This window comes from Pseudomonas sp. MWU347, from assembly GCF_017947305.1.
GTDB classification, from domain to species: domain Bacteria; phylum Pseudomonadota; class Gammaproteobacteria; order Pseudomonadales; family Pseudomonadaceae; genus Aquipseudomonas; species Aquipseudomonas putida_A.
In genome coordinates, this window is sequence record NZ_JAFGZB010000014.1 from 1 (window position 1) to 25,126 (window position 25,126).

Genomic DNA, 25,126 nt, shown 5'->3' on the forward strand with positions numbered 1-25,126 from the left:
GCCGAAAAAGGCCTGCCCGTTCTACTACCAACTCGACCACCTCGGCACCCCGCAGGAACTGACCGACTACAGCGGCGAAATCGTCTGGTCGGCGCAATACGACGCCTACGGCAAAGTCGCGGCGATCACCCTGGCCGGCGAGGACTACCTGGACCAGCCGCTGCGCTTTCAGGGGCAGTATTTCGATGCGGAAAGCGGGCTGCATTACAACCGGCATCGGTATTACGACCCGAGGTTGGGACGGTATTTGACGCCGGATCCCATCAAGTTGGCGGGTGGGTTGAATCAGTACCAGTACGTGCCGAATCCGACGGGGTGGGTGGATCCGTTGGGGTTGAACTCTAACTGCCCGCCGCCGAATAGGCCGGGCTGTACGGTACCTGGTGCGAGTGATGGAGCTAAGGTTGATGAAGAAGAGCCTGAACTTCCGAAGCCGAAATTAAGCGCAAGAGAGGCCGCGAAGAAAGAGGTTGAGAGGTTAAATGACAGTCAGGGGATGCACATGGTTGGTAAGCATGGCCCTGAGCTGCCAAATGAAAAATTTAAAAAAAGGGCTATTGATGGGACGGACCCGATTACGGGTCAACCAAGAAGAGGTCGAAATGCTGGTGTAGGTAATCCGAGCTCCAGATTTTACAGTTGGGAAATAATGCTTGAAGCCTATGTTCTCGCGACCACCAGGGTTGAACGCGGACTCCCTCGTTTCACCGGACAGGATAGTCAGGGAGCTAACGTTGTAAAAATGAGGCTTCCTAACGCTGGGGAAGGTTATAAGCCAAATAGAAGGGATAAAGAAAACCCTCGATTAATTACCAATATGGGAGGGTTCGAAATGAAGTTCGACCCCATAACAAACCTACCATTTACTCTTTATCCAACGGAGTGATTTTATGTACATTGATCCTGAAACGTCGAAGCCTTATCTACCGACCCCAGCATATTTTTTGTGTTGTTTTGATGTGTATGATCGCGAAGAAACCTTGGGGGTGGAGCTTGAAAGATATAATCCGAACACAGTCGTAGATAGGGAGGAACTTATTTTAAAGTATTGCATACCTATGAATAGGTCGTATCGTCAAAAATTTTTGCTTGTGGAGTGTCTCAAGTTTGCGTTGCAAGACGAGAGGTACGATTTTAGATCCTTATTCCAGTATGATCCTGAGGCTTATTGTTCATTTCCGGATGGTTGGGATGAAATGGTCGATTCAAGGGTTTTTTTTGAAGATATATATCGGATAGCTATGGTTGAATGGGGTGCCGAGTTGAAGAAGGCTGGTTTGGAAGATCAAGCTACTTGGTAAATGCGTTAGCTGATGATGCTGGTGTGGAGTGGTAATAGAAGATGTTCAGAGGTGTTTACAGTTCGCGGTTTTTAACCCATCGAGCGCAGTTGAATGCTTTAAATGAAGCGATGACAAGAGAGGCACGGAAGATGTCGCGATTCACGGGAGAAGACAGCATGGGTAATTTGGTTGTGAGAATGGCTGCCGAAGATGTGGGGGAAGGGTACGAACCTAACCCATCAGATCCATCAGAACCCCGCTACATTCAAAAAATGAATGGGTTTGAAATGAAATTTGACTTTGAAACATTGCAACCTTTCGCTCTATATCCGGTGGAGCACGTTTGATGTTGATGCATCCCTATCTTGATGTTCCATACAGTCCTAAGTTGAAGCACTTTCTTGGTGGGTTTGATATATACGATCGCGAAGAGACGCTGGGCGCAGAGTTGGCAGAGTACGATCCTGAGTGTCCTTCAGATAGAGCGGAATTAATTTATAAATTTATTGTGAGAAGATTTTCGGGTTTGACTCATCGGCACAAGTTTGTCTTGTTTTTTGTATTGGGTGAGGCTCTGGATGGCGAAGCGAGTAAGCTCTCTGAGGTTTTTAAACATGATCCTTTTTCTCATTCATTGCTTCCACTTGGCTGGAATGAAATAAAAGATCCCAGGAGTTTTTTTGAGCATGTGTACTCTATTCTCTCCGAAGTTTGGATTGATGAGTTGTATCTCGCCAGTCAGGAAGACTGCTCCACGTGGTAGCCGGCATTAGAAGCGGAATCTTGAGTGATGCTACTGACCCCTTCGCGAGCAAGCCCGCTCCCACAGGGATTTGTGTCTACTGGGGAATCAGCGTTGGCCGATCAGTTGCGGTTGATGAAGGTCGGCAGCAGCAAGACTATCAATCACATGCACGCTATATCCCGGAACATTCTTCGCATGATGCTTCGCCTGCGAAGCCATTTCCGCGAGTTGGCTGGCATCCAGTTCTGCGCAGGCCTCGGGGTGCAGGTGGACTACGCCGATCGATAACGATAGAAGTGGAAACTCCTGCCGCACACCCTGGCGATTCGGCGCGATGAAGCATCCCGCTTCAAGATGCTCAGGGCGATAGAAGCGCCGGCATTGGCTCTGGAAGTCGTCGAGCAGTTGGTTGAGGCGTTTGCGCCAGTCTTCCGGGCCGAGTACCAGCAGGAAGTCGTCGCCGCCGATGTGGCCGACGAAGTCGCGGGACGGGTCGACGCGTTCGTTGAGGCATTGCGCCAGGCACAGCAGGACTTCGTCGCCACGGCCGTAGCCGTAGATGTCGTTGAAGGGTTTGAAGCTGTCGATGTCGACATAGCAGATGATCGATTCGCGGCCCTGTTGCAGCAGGCGGGTCAGGCATTGCTGGATCGGCACGTTGCCGGGTAGCAGGGTCAGCGGGTTGGCGTAGCGGGCCTGCTGGATTTTCAGTTCGGTGATCAGTTTGAGCACGTCGATCACCCGGCCAAGGCCCAGATAACTGCCGTTGAGGGTGATGATGAAATCTTCTTCGATGCGCTGCCGGGCGCGGCTGGTGATCAGGCGGCTGACCTGTTGCAGCGACTGGCTCATTTCCACAGCGAGGAAGTCGTCGTTCATCAGGCGGCTGATCGGCTTGCGGGCGAACAGGTCGGTGGCAAACGGCTTGAGCAAGGCGTCGGACAGCGAATGGCGATGGACGATGCCGCACGGCTGGCCCTGTTCGTCGAGCACCGCCAGTGAGTTCAGATTGGCCTGGCGGCGGAAGGCTTCCAGCACCGTGGCGGTCGGTGTGTCACGATGCACCGCCGGTTGCTCGTTGAGCAGGGCGCTGAGGTCGCTGCCTTCGTCGTTCAACGCCACGGTGCTGCTGTCGTGTTTCGGCATCAGGGCCCGGGCATCGCGGGGTGGATGCTCCTGCGGGCGAGCGAGCAGGTAACCCTGCACCAGATCGACGCCCATCTCGGTCAGCACCGCCAGTTCCTCTGGCAACTCGATCCCCTCGGCAATCACCTGTGCCCGTGACGCCTTGGCGATTTGCAGGATCGAGCCGACGAACTCGCGTTTCAACGCATCCTGATGGATGCCGTCGATGAAGTGGCGGTCGATCTTCACGTAATCCGGGCGCAACTCCGACCATAGACGCAAGCTCGAATAGCCGGCACCCAAGTCATCCAGTGCGATGGAAAAGCCCATCGCCCGATAGTGATGCAGGGCAGTTTGCAGCAACTGGAAATCGTCGATTGGCGTCTGTTCGGTGAGTTCGATCACTACTTGGCTGGGTGGAATGCCGAAGTCCTGCAGCAGTTGCAGGGTCCGCCCCGGTTGGTGCGCGGCTTCAAGCAGGGATTCCGGTGAAACGTTGAGGAACAGCTTGCCCGGCAGTTGCTGCTCGTTGAAACGACGGCAGGCAGACTGGCGGCAGGCAATTTCCAGTTCGCTCAAGCGGCCGGCTTGACGCGCCACCGCGAACAGCGCGATAGGCGAATGCAGAGGGCTGTTGGACGGGCCGCGGGTGAGGGCTTCGTAGCCGAGAATGCGACGCTCGGAGAGACAGATGATCGGCTGGAACAGGCTGTGCAAACCGCTTTGAGTCAGGATCGAGCTCAAGGCACTCAGCTGTTCGGTCGTGGTCATGGCAATCTCTGGCGATAAAAAAAGGACTGGGAGCGCTCTTGCTTGAAGAGGCGCTCCCAGTCCTTTATTTCACGACAGAATGATGACTGTTTGATGACGCTCCGGGGAGCGTCACCACTAAATTGCCATCATCTTACTTCTTGGCCACCTGATTGCTCAGCTTCAGGTAATCCAGCAGCACGCGCCCGGTTTCGCTCAGGTAGGCGTCGTCTTCCGGTTTGACCTTGTCCGGCTCAGCTGCAGCCAGCGCGTCTTCATCTTCTTTCTTCAGTTCTTTGAGCGGTTCTTCGCCTTTGGCTTTGCGACGGATGTTTTCCATGGCCAGTTGCTTGGCATCGATGTCCGCGTGCTGGGCACGGCGGTCGGCTTCGTTGAGGCTGACGGTTTTCTCTTCCATCAGCTTCTGCGCCAGGGCCAGCTTGTCACGGATGAACACGAACTCGGCATCTTTGGCGCTGCGTGCGTCATGCTCGGACTTGAGCTGCGCCAGGTACGGCTTGAACGGATCGGAGGCCGGCTTGATCGCTGCCTTGATGGTGTCCCACGGCATGGCTTCCGGCAGGGCACTTTCGCCGATTTCCTTGGTGTCGATGATCGACGGGTAGTCGATGTCCGGCAGTACGCCCTGATGCTGGGTGCTCTGCCCGGAAACCCGGTAAAACTTGGCCAGGGTCAGTTTCAGTTCGCCATGGTTCAGCGGCTGAATGGTCTGCACGGTGCCTTTGCCGAAGGTCTGGCCACCGATGATCAATGCGCGATGGTAGTCCTGCATGGCGCCGGCGAAAATCTCCGAAGCCGAGGCGGACAGGCGGTTGACCAACAGTGCCATCGGGCCTTTGTAGAACGCGCCCGGGTTTTCATCTTCCAGTACATCGACGCGGCCATCGGCGTTACGCACGAGGACGGTCGGGCCCTTGTCGATGAACAGGCTGGTCAGCTCGGTGGCTTCCTGCAGAGAACCGCCGCCGTTGTTGCGCAGGTCGATGACCACGCCGTCGACTTTCTCTTTCTGCAGTTCGGTCAGCAGTTTCTTGACGTCACGGGTGGTGCTCTTGTAGTCCGGATCACCGGCACGGAACGCCTTGAAGTCGAGGTAGAAGGCCGGGATCTCGATGATGCCGAGCTTGTAGTCCTTGCCGTCCTGTTTCAGGTTCAGCACGGATTTTTTCACCGCCTGGTCTTCAAGCTTCACCGCTTCACGAGTGATCGGCACGATCTTGCTGGTCTGGTCGTTCGGCGCATTGCTGGCCGGAATCACTTCCAGGCGTACCACGGTGCCTTTCGGGCCGCGGATCAGCTTGACCACTTCGTCCAGGCGCCAGCCCACCACGTCAACCATCTCTTTGTTGCCCTGGGCAACGCCGATGATCTTGTCGGCCGGTGCAACCTGCTTGGTCTTGTCGGCCGGGCCTGCCGGCACCAGGCGCACGACTTTCACTTGATCGTTGTCGCTCTGCAACACGGCGCCGATGCCCTCGAGGGACAGGCTCATGTTGATGTCGAAGTTCTCCGCGTTATCCGGCGACAGATAGTTGGTGTGCGGGTCGTAGGACATGGCGAAGGTGTTGATGTACGCCTGGAAGATGTCTTCCGCGCGAGTCTGGTCCAGGCGCGCCAACTGGTTCTTGTAGCGCTTGGTCAGGGTTTCCTGGATCTGCTTGGAATCCTTGCCGGCGATCTTCTGCCGCAGCACTTCGTCCTTGACGCGTTTGCGCCACAGGTCGTCGAGTTCAGCGGTGGATTTGAGCCAAGGGGCGTCCTTGCGATCGATCAGCAAGGTTTCCTTGGTGGTGAAGTCCATCTTGTCGACGCCCTTGTTCAGCTCCGCAATGGCGAAGTCCAAGCGCGCCTTGACGCGGTCCAGATAGCGCTTGTAGATGGTGAACCCGGCGTTGAGGTCGCCGCTTTTGAGGAAGTCGTCGAACTGGGTCTTCCACTTGTCGAATTCGGCGATGTCGCTGGCCATGAAGTAGCTGCGCGACGGGTCCAGCAGCTTGATGTAGCTGTCGTAGATGATCACCGAGCGCGCATCGTCGAGCGGCGGCTTGCTGTAGTGGTGACGCTTGAGCAACTCGACGACGTTGAGGCTGGCGATCACTTCGTCGCGATCCGGCTGCAACTTGTCCCAGCTGTTGGCTGCGAATGTAGTGCCCGACACCGGCAACAAGCCGATACCGATGAAAAGAGCGAGGGCGGTGCTGGGGAGCAAATGCTTCATGCTGATTCGACGCGGGGACAATTGATAACGCATATTAGGCCGTCTTTGAAGTCGCCGGTTCTACGAGAGCCGGTCGCATAATGCAAAAAGCCCGGCGCTACAGCTTCGGGCTCAGTCCAGACTCACTATGGAGGCACTGTGAAGGCATTGCAAGGCGTTGAAGGTCAAGTGGCATGGCTTGAAGAGCCGAGTCCGGCATGTGATGTAGGACAAGTGCGCATTCGCGTGGCGGCTGCGGGCCTCAATCGCGCCGATTTATTACAGAAAGCCGGGCTTTATCCACCGCCGCCGGGCGCCAGTCAGGTGCTCGGTCTGGAGTGTTCCGGGGTGATCAGCGAAGTCGGCGCCGGCTCGTCCTGGCAGGTCGGCGACCGGGTCTGCGCCTTGCTGGCCGGGGGCGGAATGGCCGAGGAGGTGGTGGTCGACGGACGGCACGTGCTGCCGGTGCCCGAGGGCGTTTCGTTGATCGAGGCCGCGGCATTACCCGAGGTTTATGCAACGGTCTGGCTCAACGTGTTTCAACTGGCGGCGCTGAAACCCGGGGAGAAGGTTCTCCTGCACGCCGGGGCCAGTGGAATTGGTTCAGCCGCCATTCAGCTATGCAAGGCGTTCGGCAATCCCTGTTGGGTCAGCGTCGGGTCGGCTGAGCGATTGGCCTACTGTGAGGCGCTGGGAGCCCAGGGCGGCGTGGTGCGCACCGATGATCTGGAAAGCCTGCGCGACTTCGGGCCGTTTGACGTGATCCTTGATCCGGTCGGCGGCAACTATGCGGCACTGAACCTCAAGCTGACGGCGCTGGACGGACGCTGGGTACTGATCGGCCTGATGGGCGGACGTGAGGCCAAACTGGACCTGGCACAGGTACTGGCCAAGCGCGTGCAGTTGCTCGGTTCGACGTTGCGCAGTCGCGACGATCAGTTCAAGGCCGACCTGTTCAGCGATTTGAGCCAGCATGTGTGGCCGCTGTTTGCCGAAGGGCGGTTGAGTCCGCAACTGGCAAAAGCCTTCCCGGTGAAAGACGCCGAAGCGGCGTTTGCCGAGCTGGCGAGCAACAAAGTTGCCGGCAAACTGGTGCTGGTGGTCGACGAAAGCCTGACCTGAAAACACCGAAAAACCTGTGGGAGCGGGCTTGTTCGCGAAGGCGGTGAATCAGACAAGAATTTATCGACTGACACTCCGCCTTCGCGAGCAAGCCCGCTCCCACATTTGGATCTATGTTTAGCCGGATTTTTCGGCAAGCTCCCTTGCCACAGTTAAGCGTCCATATTTGGATCTTTGGTTATTTCCAGAGATGGATCGGCCAGCCTGCTTTTTCGGCGTGCTCCAGCAGGACCGGATCCGGATTCACCACATGCGGGAAATCCACCTTCAGCAGCAACGGCAAATCGTTGCGTGAGTCGGAGTAGAAACTCGCGCCTTCCAGATTCTCTTCCTCGGCGTCCAGCCATTCCAGCAGGCGGGTGATCTTGCCTTCGCGGTAGGTCAGCGTGCCGACGGTCTGGCCAGTGTAAACGCCGTGCGCAACGTCCAGTTCGATGCCGAGAATTTCGTCGATGCCCAGGCGCTCGGCGATCGGTTTGACCAGGTGCGTGCCGGAAGCCGAGATCACCAGAATCCGGTCGCCGGCCTTGCGGTGGGCGGCGATGGTTTTGGTCGCGTCGCTGAAGATGATCGGTTCGATGAAGTCTTCCACCCATGGGCCGACCAGGTGTTCGACCTCTTCCGGGGTGCGCCCGATCATCGGTTCGAGGCTGAATTCCATGTACTCTTCCATGCGCAATTTGCCATGGCTGTAGGCGTCCATCAGCTCGTTGTTCTTGCGCATGAACGACTCGGGATCGACCCAGCCCAGGCGCCCCATCTGCTCGCTCCAGAGGGTGGCGCAGTCGCCGTGGATCAGGGTTTCGTCCAGATCAAAAATTGCCAGGGCCATCAGTGCAGTTCTCTCTTCAACGTCAGCAAAGTCATCAGGCTACCTCACACAGGGCCGTCGGATCGATGGAAAGCGCCAGACGCTGACCGTCGGGATGCAGATCCGCCGCCGAGCGGTTGAGCACGTCCACCACCAGTTCCACGCCACGCGCCTCGACTCGATAGCGGATCACGTTACCGAGCAGGCTGTGGCTGCGGATCTGTGCATCGAGTTCGCCATTGAGGCTCAGCTCGATGGCTTCCGGGCGAATCGCGATGCGGTGGTTGATCGGCCGTTGCAGCAGTTTCGAGGCGCTCTCGGCGTCGAGCAGGTTGTAGTTGCCGATGAAGCCTGCGGCGAATATGTCCACTGGTGCGGTGTAGAGGGTTTCGGCATCGCCGCTCTGCACGATCTTCCCTTGGTTCATCAGGAAAATCCGGTCGGACATGGTCAGCGCTTCTTCCTGATCGTGGGTGACGAAAATCGTGGTCAGGCCGAGTTCGCGCTGGATCTGCCGGATCTGCTCGCGCAGGTGTTTGCGGATACGCGCATCCAGCGCCGACAGCGGTTCATCCAGCAGTAACAGGCGTGGACGGGTCACCAGCGAGCGGGCGAGGGCCACGCGTTGACACTGGCCGCCGGAGAGCTGATGCGGATAGCGGCTGGCGAAGTCGTTGAGCTCAACCAGTTTCAGCACCTCGGCGACACGCTTGTGGCTGTCGTCCGAGTTGACTTTTTGCATGCGCAGGCCGAAGGCGACGTTCTGTTCGACGGTCATGTTGGGGAACAGCGCGTAGCTCTGGAAGACCATGCCGATCCCGCGTTTCTGCGGACTCAGCGGCACGATGTCGACGCCATCAAGCAGGATCTTGCCGCCATCCACCGGCGTCAGCCCGGCTATGCAGCGCAGCAGCGTGGACTTGCCGCAACCGGAAGGGCCGAGCAGGGTGACGAATTCACCCTTGTTGATCTCGCAGTTGATGTCGCTGAACACGGTCGTGCCCGCGTAGTTTTTCTGCAGGTGTTGGACGCTGACATAGCTCATTCGCTTTTGTCCTTGTTCAAGATGTTGGCGATCCAGGTCAGGACCAGCACGAAAAAGAAGTACGAGATCACCAGCGCACTGGTGAAGTGGCCGCTGCTGTTGCGCATGTTGTTCAGGTACACCTGCAGGGTTTCGTAGCGCGTGCCAACGAGGATGTTGGCGAACACGAACTCACCGAACAGGAACGAGAACGACAGCAGCAACGCGACCATCAGGCCCTTGCGCAGGTTCGGCAGCACCACCAGAAATGCCGCCTGAAAGGTGCTGGCGCCGAGCAGTTGCGCGGCGTCCATCAGGTCGCGCAGGTTGATCGCCTGCAGGTTGTTGGTGATCGCCCGGTACATGAACGGCAGCGCCACGGTGAAGTAGCAACCGATCAGAATCCACGGTGTGCCTACCATCGCCAGCGGCCCGGAACCGTACAGTTGCAACAGACCCACCGACGACACCACCGGCGGCACCGCGAAGGGCAGCAGGATCAGGATGTTCATCAGCGCATCGAGTTTCGGGAAGTGGTAATGCACCACGAACAGCAGCGGCAGGATCAGCACCACCGACAGCACCAGCGCGCCGACGCACACCAGCAGCGACTGGCCGAAGGCATGCAGGAAGCGCGGGTCGCTCCACAACTGGAGGTACCACTTGAAGGTGAAACCGCTGGGCAGGATGGTCGCCGACCAACTGCTGGCAATCGAGTAGATCAGCGTGCCCACCAGCGGCAGCAGCAGAATCGCGAACAGCAGATAAACCACGACGCGGTGGTAGACGCCGGCCGGGCCGGATTCAGCGCGAGACATGGTAGCTCCTCTTCAACAGCAGTTGATGCACGACGGTGACGATGGTCATCAACGCCACCAGCACCACAGCCAGGGCGCTGGCCAGATTCGGATCGAGGGAAATATCCCCGGAAACCATTGCCGCGATGCGGATCGGCAGCACGTTGAAGTTGCCGGTGGTCAAGGCGTACACCGTGGCGTAGGCGCCGAGGGCGTTGGCCAGCAGGATCACGAACGTGCCGAGCAGTGCCGGGGTCAGCACCGGCAGACCGATGTGGCGCCAGAACTGCCAGCCGTTGGCGCCGAGCAGCGCGGCGGATTCGCGCCAGTCTTCACGCAAGGCGTCGAACGCCGGGTACAGCAGCAGCACGCCGAGGGGAATCTGGAAGTAGGTGTAGAGGATGATCAGACCAGTTTTCGAGTACAGGTTGAAGTCCTGAATGATCCCGGCCTGCTTGAGCATGATCGTGATGCTGCCGTTGAAACCGAGCAGGATGATGAACGCGAACGCCAGCGGCACCCCCGCGAAGTTGCTGGTCATGTTGGCGAAGGCATTCACGAAGTTGCGCAGTTTCGAGTCGACCCGGCGCAACGAATACGCACCGAGCACGGCGATGATGATGCCGAATACGCTCGACCAGAAACTGATCTCGAGGCTGTACTGAATCGCCTGCAGATAGAACTTCGAACTGAAGATCTTGCTGAAATTGGCGAAGCCCCAGCCGAACTCCTCCGATTGCAGGCTGTTGATCATCACCCAGACCAGCGGGGCGATTTCGAACACGATAAAAAACAGCGCGAACGGCACCAGACACAGGGCCGCGAGCCATTTGCCGCGAGTCATGGCATTCACTTGAGCAACTCCCGGCACACAGGCTTGTCGTGGGGTACGCCGAGCAGTTCGCAGACGGTGCCGCAGATCTCGGTCTGCTTCGGCGCGGCGTCAGCATTCAGGCTGAAGGCGTTGCCGAGGACGAACAGCGGCACCTGGCGTTCTTCCGGCAGCAGGCCGTTGTGCGAGCGGTCGTTGTTCATGCCGTGATCGGCAGTCACCAGCACCTGATAACCCGCGTCGAGCCAGCCTTGCAGGTAGTCGGCGAGGATGATGTCTGCCGAGCGTGCGCTGTTGCGGTATTGCGCGGAATCGAGGCCGTGCTTGTGCCCGGCGTCGTCGATGTTCATCGGGTGGATCAGCAGGAAGTTCGGCGCATGGCGCAGGCGCAGGTGTTCCGCGTCGGCGAACAGGTGCGAATCCGGGTAGTGATCGTTCCAGTAGAAATGCCCGTGCTGGATCGGTAACGCTGGATCGTCGGTATGACGGTCGCGGGCCGCTACGAACGGTGAGCGGTTGTACAGCTCGCTGACCCAGTGATAGGCCGCTGCGGCGGTTTTCAGGCCGGCGTCGCGGGCGTAGTGATAGATGCTGCGCTGGTTGGACAGGCGCGCAACGTTGTTGTGGACGATGCCGCTGTCGATCGGCGGCACGCCGGTAAGGATGCATTCGTAAAGCGGTCGGGACAGGGCTGGCAACTCGCACTCCAACTGATAGAGCGCGGCGCGTCCTGCGCCAACGTAAGCCTGCAGATGCCCCATGGCGTGCCGCGCGACCTCGTAATTGAGACCGTCGAGCACGACAAGGATGACGTTGTGCTTCATAGGGGCAAAAACTCCGCGAAAACAGGAAATTTCAGATTCAACCTGGATCCCCTGTGGGAGCGGGCTTGCTCGCGAAGGCGGAGTGTCAGTCAATAGATGCTTGACTGATCCACCGCATTCGCGAGCAAGCCCGCTCCCACATTTGGATCTCCAATGGATCCAGCAGTGGGGATTTACAGGATTACTTCATCTCTACGATGACTTCTTCGTTCCACTTCTGCGGCAGGGCCTTGGAGGTTTTTTCCCAGGCGTCGGCGTCCTTGATCGGCGTGACCTTCTTGTACTGCTCGTTCGGCAGCAGCTTGGCCTTCACGTCTTCCGGCAGTTGCAGGTGCTCGGCACGGATCGGACGAGCATTGCCGCGAGCGAGGTTGGTCTGGCCGGCGTCGCTGAAGATGTATTCGCGGGTCAGCTTGGCGGCGTTCGGGTTTTTCGCGTACTTGTTGATGATGGTGGTGTAGCCGGAAATCACCGAGCCATCCGACGGGATCAGCACCACGTAGTCATCCGGGTTGGCCATCTTGGCCTTGTAGCTCAGGCCGTTGAAGTCCCAGACCACGCCGACTTCGATCTCGCCTTTTTCCATGGTGGCGATGGTCGGGTTGGCCATCGACAGGCGACCTTGCTTGGCGATGTCTGCAAACAGCAGCAGGGCCGGCTGGATGTTCTTCTCGTCGCCACCGTTGGCCAGGGCAGCGGCCAGTACGCCGTTGGCGGCTTGCGCGGCGGTGCTCACGTCACCAATGGAAACCTTGTATTTGCCGCCCTTGAGGTCAGCCCATTTGGTCGGGACTTCGGAACCGTGCAGCAGCTTCTTGTTGACGATGAAGGCGATGGTGCCGGTGTAGGCCAGTGCCCAGTTGCCGTCCTTGTCCTTGGCCCAGTCCGGGACTTGATCCCAGGTGCTTGGTTTGTACGGTTGCACCACGCCCTGCTTGACCGCGATCGGGCCGAAGGCGGCACCGACGTCGCCGATGTCGGCAGTGGCATTGTCTTTTTCGGCGGCGAACTTGGCGATTTCCTGGGCCGAGCTCATGTCGGTGTCGATGTGTTTCAGGCCATAGGTCTTGGCCAGGTCTTCCCAGGTGCCTTTCCAGTTGGCCCAATCATCGGGCATGCCGACGCTGTTGACGGCGCCTTCCGCTTTCGCAGCGGCTTCGAGGGTTTTCAGGTCGGTACCCGCCGCCATGGCGGAGGTGCACATTGCAATGGTCGAGCCTAACAGTGTTGCCAGGAAAAGCTGTTTCATTCCGAAGCTCCTTGGTCGTGTTCAACGCTGCGATTGCGGTTTGTGTTGGTCTAGGTCAGCAATACCTGAGCCAATTTAAGGGGGCTGGATGACACTTTGATGTCGGCGGTCGCCCGGCAGGCCCTTTATTGGCCCGGTTTCGGCGCTTGCCCGGTAAGCGTAGACCAAGGTCAAAGCCCCGGCGGACAAGGCACTTGGCCGATGTATTGCAAGTCATGAGGGCGACCGTCGGGCGGGTTTGTCATCTCTCGGTCATCTGCACTGCCTAGGCTTGCAATACAAGGAAACGGCTTGCAGGCCGTACGGTTTTTGCCCCGAAACAGTGCTGGTCTAGTCCAGATAGGTAACGTTGATGCGCGATGAGGCAACAAAAGCGGTGACAGCGATTGGTCAGGTGCTGCAGGAGCAACTTGATCACGGCCTGCTCGCGCCCGGGAGCAAGTTGCCGGCCGAGCGCAAGCTCAGTGAGTTGTTCGGCACCACGCGCATTACGGTGCGTGAGGCGCTGTTGCAACTGGAGGCGCAGGGGCAGATCTATCGCGAGGAGCGCCGTGGCTGGTTCGTTTCGCCGCCACGTCTGGCGTACAACCTGATGCAGCGCAGTCACTTTCACGCGATGGTCAGTGCGCAGGGGCGGGTGCCGTCGACCGAGGTGATTTCGGCGCGGTTGCAGCCGGCGTCGGTGGCGGTTTGTGCGTTGTTGCAGTTGCCTGCTTTGTCGAGCGTGATTCAGATTTGCCGGTCGCGGCGGATTGACGGGCGGCTGGTTTTGTATGTGGAGCACTATCTGAATCCGCAGTATTTTCCGGGGATTCTGGGATTTGATTTGAATCAGTCGATGACCGAGTTGTATGCGCGGCATTACGATTTGCACTATGGGCGGGTGCGGTTCGAGATTGTGCCGACGTCGTTGTCGGTGGATGCGGCGGCGGCTTTGCGGGTTTCTGTCGGGAGTCCGGGGTTACGGATTGCTCGGGTCAATTATGATCAGCATGAGCGGTTGATTGATTGTGATCTGGAGTTTTGGCGGCATGATGCGATTCACGTTGGTGTAGATGTTGTTTGACCTTGGCGGCCTTTGGGCCGACCAGGTTCTTGGGGTTTTGGGTGTATATCCGTTGCTTCGGGTGTTGCCACTGGCGGTTTCGCTTTTACAGCGAGTCCCTTTGGCAAACGCCCCAAAGGAACCAAAGGTCTGTGCCCTGACGTTCGGCCCGCTCGCTAAAGCTCGGGGTTCCTTCGCTCCGGGATCGATCCGGGCGCATCGCCTCCGGTTTGCTTCGCTGCACCTCCTCTCGATGTGTTCGACTTCGTCGAACGGTCGCTTCGCTCCCACCCCCGGATCAATCCCTCCGCTCAGCCTGCCGACGGGCCGGTGAGTCAAGATCAAGAGCTTTCGGCGAGCTGACACTCGGCCATTGAGTGGTGAAGAGCCTGCGGTCGGCTTTTGCTTTTCTGTAGGAGTGAGCCTGCTCGCGATGGCGGCCTGAAAGCCGACCAATCACCAACTGCCTGCACTCAATCCAACTGTGGGAGCTGGCCTGCCAGTGGTGGTGACCTCCCAGCCGACCAACTCCAACAGCCCCCACCCAATCCCACTGTGGGAGCTGGCTTGCCAGCGATGGCGGCCTGACAGCCGACCAATCTCCAACTGCCTGCACCCAATCCCACTGTGGGAGTGAGCCTGCTCGCGAAGGCGGCCTGACAGCCGACCAATCTCTAACTGCCTGCACCCAATCTCTCTGTGGGAGCTGGCCTGCCAGTGATGGTGACCTCCCAGCCGATCAATCTCCAACTGCCTGCACCCAATCCCACTGTGGGAGCTGGCTTGCCAGCGAAGGCGGCCTGACAGCCGACCAATCTCCAACAGCCCACACCCAATCCACTGTGGGAGCGGGCTTGCTCGCGAAGTCGCCCGCACAATCACCCCATCTCTATCTGGCCAGCTGAGCATTCCCATACAAATAATCCGTCGCCAACGACGCCATCGTCCTCACCCCAACCACCAGCGCCGACTCATCCACAAAGAATCCCGGATTGTGATTCGGCGCCGCCTTACTCATGTCCTGATCCCGTGGCGTCACCCCGAGAAACACAAATAACCCGGGCACTTCCTTGGCAAAGAACGAGAAGTCTTCCGCGCCGCCCACCAGCGGCGCATTGACCACGTCATCCTTGGCTGCCCACTTCAACGTCGGCAGCATTTTTTCCGTCAGTGCCGGGTTGTTGATCGTGGGGTCGTATTTTTCGATGATGGTCACGTCGGCTTTCGCGCCGCCGCTTTCGGCGATTTTTTCGATGGTCTGGCGTACGTCGGCGTGGAGTTTCTGGCGGATGCCGTAGTCGTAGGAGCGGATGGTGCCGCTCATGTCCACGGACTCGGGAATGATGTTGTAGCGGGTGCCGCCGTTGATGGTGCCGATGCTGACCACGGACGGGTAGGACGAAATGTCGGTGCGGCGGCTGACCACGGTTTGCAGGCCGACGATGGTTTGTGCGCCGACGGTGATCGGGTCGATGCCGTCCCACGGGCGGCCGGCGTGGGTCTGTTTGCCGAGGATTTTGATGCGCAGGTCGTCGGAGCTGGCCAGAGTGGCGCCGGGGCGGTAGGCGATCTGGCCGGCGGGGACGCCGGCCCAGACGTGGAGGCCGAAGACTGCGTCGGGTTTGGGGGATTTCATCACGCCTTCCTCGACCATCATTTTCGCGCCCCAGGTGTTTTTGCCGTCGGGGATGAAGTCGCTCGGGCCTTCTTCGGCGGGCTGGAAATAGAACACCACGGTGCCGGGCAGGGTGTCGCGCATGCCCGTAAGAATTTTCGCCGTGCTCAGCAGGATCGCGGTGTGGGCGTCGTGGCCGCAGGCATGCATCACGTCGACTTCTTTGTCCAGATAAGTGCCTTTGGCTTTCGAGGCGAAGGGCAGGTCGGCGACTTCCTTGACCGGCAGCGCGTCCATGTCGGCGCGCAGGGCCACGGTCGGGCCGGGCAGGGCGCCCTTGAGGATGGCAACCACGCCGGTGCGGGCGACGTTGGTTTTGACTTCCAGACCCATGGCCTTCAGTTGTCTGGCGACCAGTTCCGCGGTGCGTTTCTCGGTGTTGCCCAGTTCCGGGTGCGCGTGGATGTCGCGGCGGGTTTCCAGCAGTTGCGGTTCAAGTGCCTTGGCTTGCGTGGCGATCTGTTCGCGGGTGCTGTCCAGGGTGGCGGCGCTGGCGGTGCCGGCCAGCAGGGTGAGCAGAACGGACTGGGCGATACGTGTCAGCTGCATCGGGTGTCTCCATGGTTATTGTTTTTCTGGCTTCCCTGCCTGTGACCCGAGTGTCTGCGCGAAGTGCTATTCCTTCGGCTGGCCACCGCCGGCAGTGATGACCTGCACGCTCATGCGTGGCGTCGCCAGATCGAGTCCGGCTTCGTCCAGATGGCGTTTGAGCGACAGGTTGAACGCTCGGGAAACTTCCCATTGTTTGATCGGTGCAGTCTTGAACCGCGCGCGCAGGATCGCGCTGCCGGATTCGAAACTTTCCACGCCCTGAATCTCCAGCGGCGACCAGATGTTCCGCCGTTGCAGTGGGTCGGTACGCATTTTCTGGCCGACTTCGCGCATCAGTTTGATCGCGTCGTCGATTTCCATGTTGTACGGCACCGCCACGCGGAAGATCGCGTAGCCGAATTCCCGCGAGTAGTTCTTGATGCTTTTGATTTCGCTGAACGGGATGGTGTGGACGATGCCGTCGATGTCACGCAGGCGCACGGTGCGGATGGTCAGGCCTTCGACGGTGCCGAGGTGGCCGCCGACGTCGACGTAGTCATCAATGGCCAGCGAGTCTTCGATGATGATGAACAGACCGGTGATCAGGTCCGCCACCAGCGACTGCGCACCGAAACCGATGGCCAGACCGATCACACCGGCACCGGCCAGCAGTGGCGTGACGTTCATGCCCATGTTCGCCAGGGCGACGATCAGCGCGATGATGAAAATCGCCACGAACAGCACGTTGCGGATCAGCGGCATCATCGTCTGCGCGCGGGCATTCGCCAGGCCTTTGCGCGAGCGGGTGAGGGCGTGGTGCACGGCGGTGTCGGCGAGGATCCAGATCAGCCAGGAGAAAATCAGCGTGCCGATCAGGCTGAACAGTTTGACGCTGACGTCATGCCCTTCGCCCTCGGCAAAGCCGATCAGCGACTTGCCCCACACGCGCAGGCCGAGCTCGATGAAGATCAGCCACACCAGCAGGTGGGCGAGGGTGTAGAAGAAGCTTTTCAGGCGCTCCGAGTACAATGCATGGCGCTTCGGCCCGCGTTGCGGTTTGAGTGAATGACGGCGCACGAGGCCGTTGATCACCATGCACATCACCAGCAGCACCGTGCAGATCAGCGACTGACGCAGGGCGGTGCTGGTGTCGCCGGCGGAGACGAAGGTGGCGAACAGCGAGATCCCGACCAGCACCAGCGCCGGCACGTACCAGAAGGTGCCGAGGATATCGATGGTGTCGCTGAGGGCGCGGCGGGTCAGGCGGCGGGACAACGGCTGGTTGCGGATCAGGTGCGCGATCGGCCGGCGGAAACGCAGGATGAACAGCCCGGTGAACAGCGCCGCGAGCACGTTGGTGATGGTCGCGGTGGTGTGCGCCAGGTGCACGCCGAGGCCTTCGACCAGGCGCGGGTCACTCAGCGCTTCACCGAATGCGGCGAAGCTGCCGATCAGCCACAACGGACGGAAGGCCTGATGCCGCAGGATGTAAAGCGCCCGGTGCCGGTGCGGGCCGTCGAGCAGCGAGAAGGCGATCACGCAGATCGCCGAGAAACAGGTGCCGACCACCAGCGCATAAGCCAGCACCATCGCCAGGCTTTTACCCAATGACGACGGCAGCGCGTAGCTCATGTAAACGGTGATGACCAACGCAATCAACCACGGTCCGAGCTTGCGCAGGGCGAAGCGCAGCATGTCGAGGGCCTTGGGGTGTTGCGGCAGTTCTTCGGTCAGGCCGAAGCGCATGCGCACCCGGTGACCGAGCCAGATCAGCGCGGCGGCGAGCAGGCTCCAGACCATCAGGATCACCGCGAAGCCGAAGATGATCGGCAGCCATTCGCTGGCCGGCAACATCAGGTTGTCGAGTTCGTCCCTGGCCAGATCGAACTCGTCGGACCAGCGGGTCAGCGGGCTGTCGTCACCGGAGAACTGTTTCTCGAAGCTGGCCAGGGTGCCGCCGATCAGGCCCAGCACGCCTTCTTCCGGTGAAGCCTGGGCTTTCTTGGTGGCGTCGCGCAGCTTTTTCAGATCGCTCAGCAATTGTGCGCGTTGCTTGTCGTTTTCCAGCGACTTGATGACTTCATCCAGCGACTGGCCCAGCGGCTCTTGCGCCTCCGGCTGCGTCTTGGTGGTGTTGAGCAGGCCCGGCAACCCGACCGCCTGGGCAGGGGCCAGCGGCAGCAGCGTCATCAGGCAGACAAGGAACAGGCAGGGCAGAGCAAACAGACGAGCGAACACTAGGCGGTCAACCTCGCAAAGGGGCGAATTGAGCGAGTGTACGAGGCAGCCAGAATCAATGCGAGCCGGGCGCGGATTTATTCGTTGAGTTTGGCGAGGATCTTGTAGACCACGGTCGCCAGGATCATCAGCATGCCGACCCACATGGCAAACACACCGGCGTTCTTGTCGCGGAAGTTGAAACCGATCGCCAGCAGGATCATCCCGGACAGTATCGGAATGAGCATGGCGTGGAAGGAGGACATCGAAATCATGGTGACTGCCTTGTCGAAGGGAATGATTTAAGTCTAGGTCGCTTTCTGCAGCGAGGAGTGATGTGTATCAGGAATGATTCGGTTCTACGATGAATCTTTGTTGTCTGCACGAGCGCTTTCGCGAGCAAGCCCGCTCCCACAGGTTGAAATGCATTCCAATGTGGGAGCGGGCTTGCTCGCGAAGCTTTTCAGCTTTTAAGGCAACTCGCGGCTGGCGTAGAACGCGCTCAGCACTTTGACCAGGTGCGCCAGATCGTGGCTGCCGCACAGTTCGCGGATCGAGTGCATGGCGAAGGTCGGCAGGCCGATGTCGACGGTGCGCACGCCCAGGTGGCTGGCGGTGATCGGGCCGATGGTCGAGCCGCAGCCCATGTCGCTGCGCACCACGAAGCTCTGCACCGGTACTTCTTCGGCCATGCACAGGTGGCGGAAGAACCCGGCGGTTTCGCTGTTGGTGGCGTAGCGCTGGTTGCTGTTGACCTTGATCACCGGGCCGGCGTTGAGTTTCGGACCGTGGTTGGCGTCGTGCTTCTCGGCGTAATTGGGGTGCACGCCGTGGGCGTTGTCGGCCGAGACCAGCAGCGATTTCTGGATGGTGCGGACGAACTCGTCACCTTCCGGCAGCAGGCGGCGCAGGGTCTGTTCGAGCATCGGGCCATCGGCACCGCAGGCAGAGCAGGAGCCGACTTCTTCGTGGTCGTTGCACACCAGCACGCAGGTTTCTTCGGTGTCGGCGCTGAGCAGGGCTTGCAGGCCGGCGTAGCATGACAGCAGGTTGTCCAGGCGCGCACCGGCGATGAAGTCGCCATGCAGGCCGATGACCGCCGCGCTCTGGGTGTCGTAGAAACTCAGCTCGTAATCCAGCACCACATCGGCGTTCAGGCCATGTTCACGGGCCAGTTGATCAGTCAGTACGGCGCGGAAGTCGACGCGTTCGTCACCGGCGAACTGCGCGAGGATCGGCGGCAGCTCCGTCTGTGCGTTGATCGCCCAGCCCTGATTGGCTTCACGGTTCAGGTGAATCGCCAGGTTGGGAATGATCGCGATCGGCGCCTTGAAGTCGATCAACTGGCTTTCGACCTTGCCGTCGCGACGGAAGGTGACGCGCCCGGCCAGCGACAGGTCGCGGTCGAACCACGGCGCCAGCAGCGCGCCGCCGTAGACTTCAACGCCCAGTTGCCAGAAGCCCTGACGTTGCAGTTCCGGTTGCGGCTTGACCCGCAGACACGGGCTGTCGGTGTGGGCGCCGACCAGACGAATCCCGTCGTGCAGTGGCGAGTTGCGGCCCATTTTGATCGCGACGATCGAGGAGTCGTTACGGGTGACGTAGTAGCGGCCGTTGGCCTCGGTGGTCCACGGCTCGCGCTCGTCGAGGCGCACGTAACCGGCGGCCTCCAGACGCTGAACAAGGCTGGCGGTGGCGTGGAACGGGGTAGGGGAGGCCTTGAGGAAGTCGATCAGGCCTTGGTTCAACTCTTCGCGCATAAGAAGCTCCAGACAGCAATGGGCGCGAGTTTAACGCATCGGCCCGGGAATTGAATCCGGGCAGGATCGGGGTGGGAGCGGGCTTGCTCGCGAAAGCGGTGGGTCAGATGCAGATTTTTGGATGACACACCGCTTTCGCGAGCAAGCCCGCTCCCACAGGGAGTAATGTGGATCAGCGGGCGGCTACGCGTTTTTTCAAATAGTTCATGATGACTTTTTCATCTTCCGGTTTATCCGGACGCGGCAGCTGTTGCGGCCAGGACTTCTGGCTCAGCAGTTTTTTCTGCTGGCTCTCGTCCCAACGCAGAATTTCCCGCGAGGCGCATTCCCACCATTCGTGTCGGCAAACGCTGTAGTACGGATCTTCCGGCGCAGCGCTGCCGTACAGCAGATCACGACCGACCTTGCGCAGGGCACCTTTCTGGTGGCGCAGCTTCCATTTGATTTTCAATCGGCGCCAGGCCGAGGGGAACGGCTTGACCCGTGGCACATCGCTGCACAGATCCACCAGGCGCTGGCTGAACTGCTCGCCGTGCTGGGAGAAGAAGTACGTCTGCATCGCGTGGAAGAAACGTTTTTCCGCGAAGTAGTGGTAGACGTGTTTGCGCGCTTCCACCACCTGACGCTCGCGCATGGCATACGACAGGGCGATCTGTTCGATGGTGTGGATTTCGAAGCCGCCGAGTGTCCACTCATCAATCAGGCGGATTGACTCTTCGAACAGCGCCGAGTCGCTGTCGGTCACGCCGCACAAGCCGCTGTTGTAGAGCTTGAAACCGTTATCCGGCGTCACGCCGTGGCTGCGCAGGTCGCGACCGAGTTTTTGATAGTCGGGACGCTGGTGCACATCTTTCCAGTCGTACTCGAAGCGATCCATCACCGAGCGATTCGGCTCGATGAATTTGAACAGTTGGCTCGGGTGGCGGGTGAACAGGGTGTCGGTGTCGACGAACAGGGTTTTTTCCGCCCACTGCATGCCCGCGGCGATGGCGCAGGCCTTGCGGCGGTGGTGATAGCCGTGGGTGCCTTGCCAGCGGGTCAGGGTCGCTTCGTCCAGCAACACCGTGTCGACCGGCCAGCCCGCATAGTCGTCGGGGCGATCAGTGAGAATGCGGATCGCCGGTCGCTCGCCGTTTTTAGCCTGGGACAGCGCGGTCAGGATGCTGAACTTGGCTTCGCGCCGGTACACATCCTGATTGCCGTAAATCAGGTAAAGCAGTTGATGACGAACTTTCGTGAGGGGGGTTACCAGGGAATCAATACAACTCATCCGAAAACAAAATCCTTGTCCAAAAGAAAACAGCGCCGCCACTCAGGCAGCGCTTAAAACGGTGCCGGGCATTCGAAGCGCAACCGCTCGCCGGTTTGCGGGTGGGTGAAGCTCAGCATGCTGGCGTGCAGGCACAGACGCGGCCAGGCCGCCAAGGCCTGCTCATGGGCGTACAGCCCGTCGCCCAGCAGCGGGTGACCGATGGACAGCATGTGCACACGCAACTGGTGCGAGCGACCGGTGATCGGCGTCAGTTCGACGCGGCACCAGTCGCCGCAACGTTCCAGTACGCGCCAGAAGGTCAGCGCATGCTTGCCGAATTCGTGGTCGACCACGTGCCGCGGTTTGGTCGGCGGATCGTAGCGCAACGGCAGGTCGATGCTGCCGCTGTCCAGTTCCGGCTGACCCCAGCAGAGCGCAGTGTAGGCTTTCTCTGTTTCACGATCGTGAAACTGCCGCGACAGTTCGCGGTGAGTATCCGCGTCACGAGCGAGCAGAATGATGCCGGAGGTTTCCCAGTCCAGGCGATGGACGATGCGCGCTTCCGGGTAGCCGTTTTCCTGCAGGCGGGTGATCAGGCAGTCCTTGTTGTCGTCGGCGCGACCGGGCACCGAGAGCAGCAACGTCGGTTTGTCGACCACCAGTACGGCGGCGTCCTGATGGATGATGCGGATGTTGGACAACGGCATTAAAACAGCCTCGTAACAAATGCCAACGGCGGCTCAGGGCCATTCCGCGATGGGAATGGCCCTGAGCCGCCGTCGTTCCTGCCGGATCGACTCAGCGATCGGGCAGGGTGATGTTGAGTTCCAGAATCGAGCAACTGCCCTGGCTTTCCAGTGCAACATGTACGTCGTCGTTGCCGATGTTGACGTACTTGCGGATCACGTCGACCAGTTCCTTCTGCAAGGCTGGCAGGTAATCCGGCGTGCTGCGCTGGCCGCGCTCATGCGCCACGATGATCTGTAGACGCTCTTTCGCTACCGAGGCGGTACTTGGCTTTTTGTTGGCACGAAAGAAGTCAAAAAGGTTCATTACCTACCTCCAAACAGGCGCTCGAAGAATCCCTTCTTCGTAACATCGAGGAAACGATGTTCTTTTTCTTTGCCCAGCAGACGATCAACGGCATCGCTGTACGCCTGACCGGCATCGCTCTGGTCGTCGAGAATCACTGGAACGCCCGAGTTGGAAGCCTTCAGGACCGCCTGCGACTCAGGGATGACGCCCAGCAGGGTCACGGCCAGGATTTCCTTCACGTCTTCGACGCCCAGCATCTCGCCATCGCTGACGCGCTGCGGGTTGTAACGGGTCAGCAGGAGGTGTTCCTTGATCGGGTCTTCGCCTTTTTCGGCGCGACGCGATTTGCTGGCCAGCAGGCCGAGCATGCGGTCGGAGTCACGTACCGAGGACACTTCCGGGTTGGTCACGATGATCGCTTCGTCGGCGAAATACATGGCCAGGTGCGCACCTTTCTCGATGCCCGCCGGGGAGTCGCAGACCACGAAGTCGAAGTCTTCCTTCAACTGCATCAGGACTTTTTCCACGCCTTCCTGGGTCAGCGCGTCTTTGTCGCGGGTCTGGCTGGCGGCCAGCACGTAGAGATTTTCCAGGCGCTTGTCTTTGATCAGGGCCTGCTGCAGGTTGGCTTCGCCGTTGACCACGTTGACGAAGTCGTACACCACGCGACGCTCGCAACCCATGATCAGGTCGAGGTTACGCAGGCCCACGTCGAAGTCGACGATCACTGTTTTATGGCCGCGCAGAGCGAGGCCGGTACCGATAGCGGCGCTGGTGGTGGTCTTACCCACACCACCCTTGCCGGATGTAACCACGAGAATCTTGGCCAAGGTGTTTCACCCCTAAGGAAGAAGGACTTTTTAGCCCCTGAAAAACATCTCTTGAAAACTACTGCAGTCGGACAGCCTTGGCTGGAATTCGGCGCAAGTCGCAATTGCCGGGGGCAAACGCTGCTTGTTCCTTTTTCCTACTTCGTTTGAGCCGTTTTCGCTACGTTTTAGAGATGCTTGGAAAATGCGGCAGTATCCGTTAAAGCCGAATGATGTTCAACACGTCGGCCGACAGGCTGACCTGGACGCCGGAGCCCCACAGTGGATCGCGGCGCAAATCTTCGGAAACCTTGTAATGCCCGGCGATGGAGATCAGTTCAGCGCTCAATTGCTGACAGAAAATCCGCGCCTTGGTGTCGCCTTTGACGCCGGCCAGTGCGCGACCGCGCATCGGGCCGTATACATGGATGTTGCCATCGGCCAGAAGTTCCGCCCCCGGACTGACCGAGGACACCACCACCAGATCGCCACCCTGGGCATATATCTGTTGGCCACCACGTACTGGCGTGGTGATGACGCGGGTCGGTTTGACCGTTGGCTCCGGCGGCTTTTCCGGCTTCTTTTTGACTTCCGGTTCCGGCGCTTCCAGCGGTCGCTCGCGGGCGCCGGACGGCGGCAGCACCGGGATGTCGATGGCGATGGCGGCAGCGATGTCTTCGATACGGCTGGCGCGGATCGCCAGGGTGCGCAGGCCATGTTGACGGCATACGCGCATCAGGCCGGGCAGATCGACCGCGCCTTCGCCGGGCGGCAGTTTGTCCAGCGCCAGGACCAGCGGTGCATTGCTGAAGAAATTCGGCGCCTGGGCGACTTTGGCGGCCAGTTGCCGATCAAGGCTGTCGAGGTCGTTGCGGGACAGTTCCAGCACCGTGATGGCCAGCATGCTGCCCTTCAACTGGAACACGGGATCTCGGTCTGGCGTTTCGTTTTGGCTCATATCGGCATACAACGGCTTGTCACTAAAAGTGCCGAGACTTATAACGAGAACGCCCGCGAGCCGCAAGCCGGGTCGAACGATGTAGAATGCGCGGCCACTGAATTTACGGAAGCTTTAATGGATCGCCCGCGTTTTCGAAGAGCCTTTCTTTCTCCCCGCTTCTGGCCGCTCTGGTGCGGTCTGGGGCTGTTGTGGCTGGTCGTGCAGTTGCCATATGCGGTTTTACTGACGATCGGTCGTGTTTTGGGCGCATTGATGTATCGCGTGGCCGGCGACCGGCGGCGCATCGCCAAGCGCAATCTCGAACTGTGCTTCCCGGAAAAATCCGCCGCCGAGCGTAAACGTCTGCTCAAGGAAAACTTCGCCTCCACCGGCATCGCGTTTTTTGAAATGGCGATGAGCTGGTGGTGGTCCCGTGAGCGTCTGGCCAAACTGGCCCACGTCGAAGGCCTGGAGCATCTGCAAAACGCCCAGCGCGAAGGCAAGGGGGTGATCCTCATGGCCGCGCACTTCACCACCCTGGAAATCGGCGCCGCGTTGCTCGGTCAGCAGCACACCATCGATGGCATGTACCGCGAGCACAAGAACCCGTTGTTCGACTTCGTCCAGCGTCGGGGCCGTGAGCGGCACAATCTCGATTCGCTGGCGGTGGAGCGTGACGACGTGCGTGGCATGCTCAAGTTGCTGCGTTCGGGCCGAGCGATCTGGTACGCACCGGATCAGGACTACGGCGCCAAGCAAAGCATCTTCGTGCCGCTGTTCGGCATTCAGGCGGCGACGGTGACTGCGACCACCAAGTTTGCCCGTCTGGGCAAGGCGCTGGTGGTGCCGTTCACTCAGGAGCGTCTGGCCGACGGCAGCGGTTACCGGTTGGTGATCCATCCTCCGCTGGAAGACTTCCCGGGCGAGACCGAAGAAGCCGACTGCATCCGCATCAACCAGTGGGTGGAAAGTGCGCTGCGCGCCTGTCCTGAGCAATACTTGTGGGCGCACCGCCGCTTCAAGAGCCGTCCACCGGGCGAGCCGAAGCTTTACCCGAAACGGCGCGGCTGATTCACTCACCC

24 protein-coding genes are annotated in these 25,126 nt (G+C 59.6%); 7 read left to right on the top strand and 17 right to left on the bottom strand.

Annotated elements, in window-relative coordinates; genetic code table 11:
• The 4 genes from KCG87_RS24695 to KCG87_RS24710 all read left to right on the top strand — a co-directional run.
• Positions 1 to 886, top strand: an 886-nt coding sequence (locus tag KCG87_RS24695) for an RHS repeat-associated core domain-containing protein (RefSeq protein WP_210559044.1), incomplete at its 5' end; no start/stop codon positions are given.
• A 4-nt stretch (positions 887 to 890) separates the two neighbouring features.
• On the top strand, positions 891 to 1,301 hold the full coding sequence (locus KCG87_RS24700) for a hypothetical protein (protein ID WP_096797032.1): 411 nt from the start codon (positions 891 to 893) through the stop codon (positions 1,299 to 1,301).
• A 158-nt stretch (positions 1,302 to 1,459) separates the two neighbouring features.
• A complete protein-coding gene (locus KCG87_RS24705; RefSeq protein WP_238547078.1) occupies positions 1,460 to 1,630 on the top strand; it encodes a hypothetical protein in 171 nt (56 codons plus the stop codon).
• Positions 1,630 to 2,046 carry a hypothetical protein gene (locus KCG87_RS24710; protein WP_027613364.1) on the top strand — a complete coding sequence of 139 codons (417 nt, stop codon included), beginning with the start codon at positions 1,630 to 1,632 and terminating at the stop codon, positions 2,044 to 2,046. Before KCG87_RS24705 ends, KCG87_RS24710 begins: the two co-directional genes overlap by 1 nt.
• An 87-nt stretch (positions 2,047 to 2,133) precedes the next feature.
• On the opposite strand, the gene KCG87_RS24715 is transcribed toward KCG87_RS24710, so the two are convergent.
• Together KCG87_RS24715 and KCG87_RS24720 are read right to left on the bottom strand one after the other, a co-directional pair.
• Complete coding sequence (locus tag KCG87_RS24715; protein ID WP_210559045.1) at positions 2,134 to 3,924, bottom strand: bifunctional diguanylate cyclase/phosphodiesterase; 1,791 nt, start codon at positions 3,922 to 3,924, stop codon at positions 2,134 to 2,136.
• Between the two features lie 133 nt (positions 3,925 to 4,057).
• On the bottom strand, positions 4,058 to 6,142 hold the full coding sequence (locus KCG87_RS24720) for a carboxy terminal-processing peptidase (protein WP_167734107.1): 2,085 nt from the start codon (positions 6,140 to 6,142) through the stop codon (positions 4,058 to 4,060).
• A gap of 138 nt (positions 6,143 to 6,280) precedes the next feature.
• Here KCG87_RS24720 and KCG87_RS24725 point away from each other — a divergent pair, with 138 nt between their 5' ends.
• A complete protein-coding gene (locus KCG87_RS24725; protein ID WP_098967907.1) occupies positions 6,281 to 7,243 on the top strand; it encodes a zinc-binding dehydrogenase in 963 nt (320 codons plus the stop codon).
• Between the two features lie 178 nt (positions 7,244 to 7,421).
• On the opposite strand, the gene KCG87_RS24730 is transcribed toward KCG87_RS24725, so the two are convergent.
• The 6 genes from KCG87_RS24730 to KCG87_RS24755 form a co-directional block, all read right to left on the bottom strand.
• A complete protein-coding gene (locus KCG87_RS24730; protein ID WP_134785810.1) occupies positions 7,422 to 8,075 on the bottom strand; it encodes an HAD family hydrolase in 654 nt (217 codons plus the stop codon).
• 34 nt (positions 8,076 to 8,109) lie between these two features.
• Positions 8,110 to 9,099, bottom strand: coding sequence for an ABC transporter ATP-binding protein (locus tag KCG87_RS24735; protein WP_096797027.1), 990 nt, complete (start codon positions 9,097 to 9,099; stop codon positions 8,110 to 8,112).
• Positions 9,096 to 9,896, bottom strand: a complete 801-nt coding sequence (locus tag KCG87_RS24740; protein ID WP_007965346.1) for an ABC transporter permease — start codon at positions 9,894 to 9,896, stop codon at positions 9,096 to 9,098. Before KCG87_RS24740 ends, KCG87_RS24735 begins: the two co-directional genes overlap by 4 nt.
• Positions 9,883 to 10,719, bottom strand: coding sequence for an ABC transporter permease subunit (locus tag KCG87_RS24745; protein ID WP_163005303.1), 837 nt, complete (start codon positions 10,717 to 10,719; stop codon positions 9,883 to 9,885). Before KCG87_RS24745 ends, KCG87_RS24740 begins: the two co-directional genes overlap by 14 nt.
• A 5-nt stretch (positions 10,720 to 10,724) precedes the next feature.
• A complete protein-coding gene (locus KCG87_RS24750; RefSeq protein WP_210559046.1) occupies positions 10,725 to 11,531 on the bottom strand; it encodes an alkaline phosphatase family protein in 807 nt (268 codons plus the stop codon).
• Positions 11,532 to 11,712: 181 nt separating this feature from the next.
• Positions 11,713 to 12,780, bottom strand: coding sequence for an ABC transporter substrate-binding protein (locus tag KCG87_RS24755; RefSeq protein WP_027613356.1), 1,068 nt, complete (start codon positions 12,778 to 12,780; stop codon positions 11,713 to 11,715).
• A 352-nt stretch (positions 12,781 to 13,132) separates the two neighbouring features.
• On the opposite strand from KCG87_RS24755, the gene KCG87_RS24760 reads away from it, so the two are divergent.
• On the top strand, positions 13,133 to 13,846 hold the full coding sequence (locus KCG87_RS24760) for a UTRA domain-containing protein (RefSeq protein WP_025113378.1): 714 nt from the start codon (positions 13,133 to 13,135) through the stop codon (positions 13,844 to 13,846).
• Positions 13,847 to 14,714: 868 nt separating this feature from the next.
• On the opposite strand, the gene KCG87_RS24765 is transcribed toward KCG87_RS24760, so the two are convergent.
• The 9 genes from KCG87_RS24765 to minC all read right to left on the bottom strand — a co-directional run bounded on the left by KCG87_RS24765 (position 14,715) and on the right by minC (position 24,062).
• Entirely contained in the window at positions 14,715 to 16,049 is a 1,335-nt protein-coding gene (locus tag KCG87_RS24765) for an amidohydrolase (RefSeq protein WP_210559047.1), read from the bottom strand.
• A gap of 66 nt (positions 16,050 to 16,115) precedes the next feature.
• Positions 16,116 to 18,269: a mechanosensitive ion channel family protein gene (locus tag KCG87_RS24770; protein ID WP_098967912.1), complete on the bottom strand. Its 2,154-nt coding sequence runs from the start codon at positions 18,267 to 18,269 to the stop codon at positions 16,116 to 16,118.
• A 77-nt stretch (positions 18,270 to 18,346) separates the two neighbouring features.
• Positions 18,347 to 18,523, bottom strand: coding sequence for a hypothetical protein (locus KCG87_RS24775; protein WP_007965354.1), 177 nt, complete (start codon positions 18,521 to 18,523; stop codon positions 18,347 to 18,349).
• Between the two features lie 195 nt (positions 18,524 to 18,718).
• A complete protein-coding gene (locus KCG87_RS24780; RefSeq protein WP_041068806.1) occupies positions 18,719 to 20,008 on the bottom strand; it encodes a M18 family aminopeptidase in 1,290 nt (429 codons plus the stop codon).
• 172 nt (positions 20,009 to 20,180) lie between these two features.
• Positions 20,181 to 21,278: a hypothetical protein gene (locus KCG87_RS24785; RefSeq protein WP_210559048.1), complete on the bottom strand. Its 1,098-nt coding sequence runs from the start codon at positions 21,276 to 21,278 to the stop codon at positions 20,181 to 20,183.
• Between the two features lie 53 nt (positions 21,279 to 21,331).
• Positions 21,332 to 21,967, bottom strand: coding sequence for an RluA family pseudouridine synthase (locus tag KCG87_RS24790; RefSeq protein WP_027613350.1), 636 nt, complete (start codon positions 21,965 to 21,967; stop codon positions 21,332 to 21,334).
• 91 nt (positions 21,968 to 22,058) lie between these two features.
• Complete coding sequence (gene minE, locus KCG87_RS24795) at positions 22,059 to 22,313, bottom strand: cell division topological specificity factor MinE (protein ID WP_003223146.1); 255 nt, start codon at positions 22,311 to 22,313, stop codon at positions 22,059 to 22,061.
• Positions 22,313 to 23,125, bottom strand: coding sequence for a septum site-determining protein MinD (gene minD, locus KCG87_RS24800; protein ID WP_098967914.1), 813 nt, complete (start codon positions 23,123 to 23,125; stop codon positions 22,313 to 22,315). The genes minE and minD overlap by 1 nt, the downstream gene beginning before the upstream one ends.
• A gap of 199 nt (positions 23,126 to 23,324) precedes the next feature.
• Entirely contained in the window at positions 23,325 to 24,062 is a 738-nt protein-coding gene (gene minC, locus KCG87_RS24805) for a septum site-determining protein MinC (RefSeq protein ID WP_098967915.1), read from the bottom strand.
• A 117-nt stretch (positions 24,063 to 24,179) separates the two neighbouring features.
• Here minC and KCG87_RS24810 point away from each other — a divergent pair, with 117 nt between their 5' ends.
• Positions 24,180 to 25,115: a lipid A biosynthesis lauroyl acyltransferase gene (locus KCG87_RS24810; protein WP_210559049.1), complete on the top strand. Its 936-nt coding sequence runs from the start codon at positions 24,180 to 24,182 to the stop codon at positions 25,113 to 25,115.
• Positions 25,116 to 25,126: the final 11 nt, after the last annotated feature.

What these genes read in the sequence shown, in the direction of transcription:
- KCG87_RS24745 (WP_163005303.1), bottom strand. Translation starts at nt 10,719, where the DNA reads ATGACTCGCGGCAAATGGCTCGCGGCCCTGTGTCTGGTGCCGTTCGCG.
- KCG87_RS24760 (WP_025113378.1), top strand. Translation starts at nt 13,133, where the DNA reads ATGCGCGATGAGGCAACAAAAGCGGTGACAGCGATTGGTCAGGTGCTG.
- KCG87_RS24810 (WP_210559049.1), top strand. Translation starts at nt 24,180, where the DNA reads ATGGATCGCCCGCGTTTTCGAAGAGCCTTTCTTTCTCCCCGCTTCTGG.
- KCG87_RS24735 (WP_096797027.1), bottom strand. Translation starts at nt 9,099, where the DNA reads ATGAGCTATGTCAGCGTCCAACACCTGCAGAAAAACTACGCGGGCACG.
- KCG87_RS24755 (WP_027613356.1), bottom strand. Translation starts at nt 12,780, where the DNA reads ATGAAACAGCTTTTCCTGGCAACACTGTTAGGCTCGACCATTGCAATG.
- KCG87_RS24790 (WP_027613350.1), bottom strand. Translation starts at nt 21,967, where the DNA reads ATGCCGTTGTCCAACATCCGCATCATCCATCAGGACGCCGCCGTACTG.
- KCG87_RS24750 (WP_210559046.1), bottom strand. Translation starts at nt 11,531, where the DNA reads ATGAAGCACAACGTCATCCTTGTCGTGCTCGACGGTCTCAATTACGAG.
- minC (WP_098967915.1), bottom strand. Translation starts at nt 24,062, where the DNA reads ATGAGCCAAAACGAAACGCCAGACCGAGATCCCGTGTTCCAGTTGAAG.
- KCG87_RS24710 (WP_027613364.1), top strand. Translation starts at nt 1,630, where the DNA reads ATGTTGATGCATCCCTATCTTGATGTTCCATACAGTCCTAAGTTGAAG.
- minE (WP_003223146.1), bottom strand. Translation starts at nt 22,313, where the DNA reads ATGAACCTTTTTGACTTCTTTCGTGCCAACAAAAAGCCAAGTACCGCC.
- KCG87_RS24740 (WP_007965346.1), bottom strand. Translation starts at nt 9,896, where the DNA reads ATGTCTCGCGCTGAATCCGGCCCGGCCGGCGTCTACCACCGCGTCGTG.
- KCG87_RS24720 (WP_167734107.1), bottom strand. Translation starts at nt 6,142, where the DNA reads ATGAAGCATTTGCTCCCCAGCACCGCCCTCGCTCTTTTCATCGGTATC.
- KCG87_RS24765 (WP_210559047.1), bottom strand. Translation starts at nt 16,049, where the DNA reads ATGCAGCTGACACGTATCGCCCAGTCCGTTCTGCTCACCCTGCTGGCC.
- KCG87_RS24780 (WP_041068806.1), bottom strand. Translation starts at nt 20,008, where the DNA reads ATGCGCGAAGAGTTGAACCAAGGCCTGATCGACTTCCTCAAGGCCTCC.
- KCG87_RS24700 (WP_096797032.1), top strand. Translation starts at nt 891, where the DNA reads ATGTACATTGATCCTGAAACGTCGAAGCCTTATCTACCGACCCCAGCA.
- KCG87_RS24730 (WP_134785810.1), bottom strand. Translation starts at nt 8,075, where the DNA reads ATGGCCCTGGCAATTTTTGATCTGGACGAAACCCTGATCCACGGCGAC.
- KCG87_RS24785 (WP_210559048.1), bottom strand. Translation starts at nt 21,278, where the DNA reads ATGAGTTGTATTGATTCCCTGGTAACCCCCCTCACGAAAGTTCGTCAT.
- KCG87_RS24715 (WP_210559045.1), bottom strand. Translation starts at nt 3,924, where the DNA reads ATGACCACGACCGAACAGCTGAGTGCCTTGAGCTCGATCCTGACTCAA.
- KCG87_RS24705 (WP_238547078.1), top strand. Translation starts at nt 1,460, where the DNA reads ATGGGTAATTTGGTTGTGAGAATGGCTGCCGAAGATGTGGGGGAAGGG.
- KCG87_RS24775 (WP_007965354.1), bottom strand. Translation starts at nt 18,523, where the DNA reads ATGATTTCGATGTCCTCCTTCCACGCCATGCTCATTCCGATACTGTCC.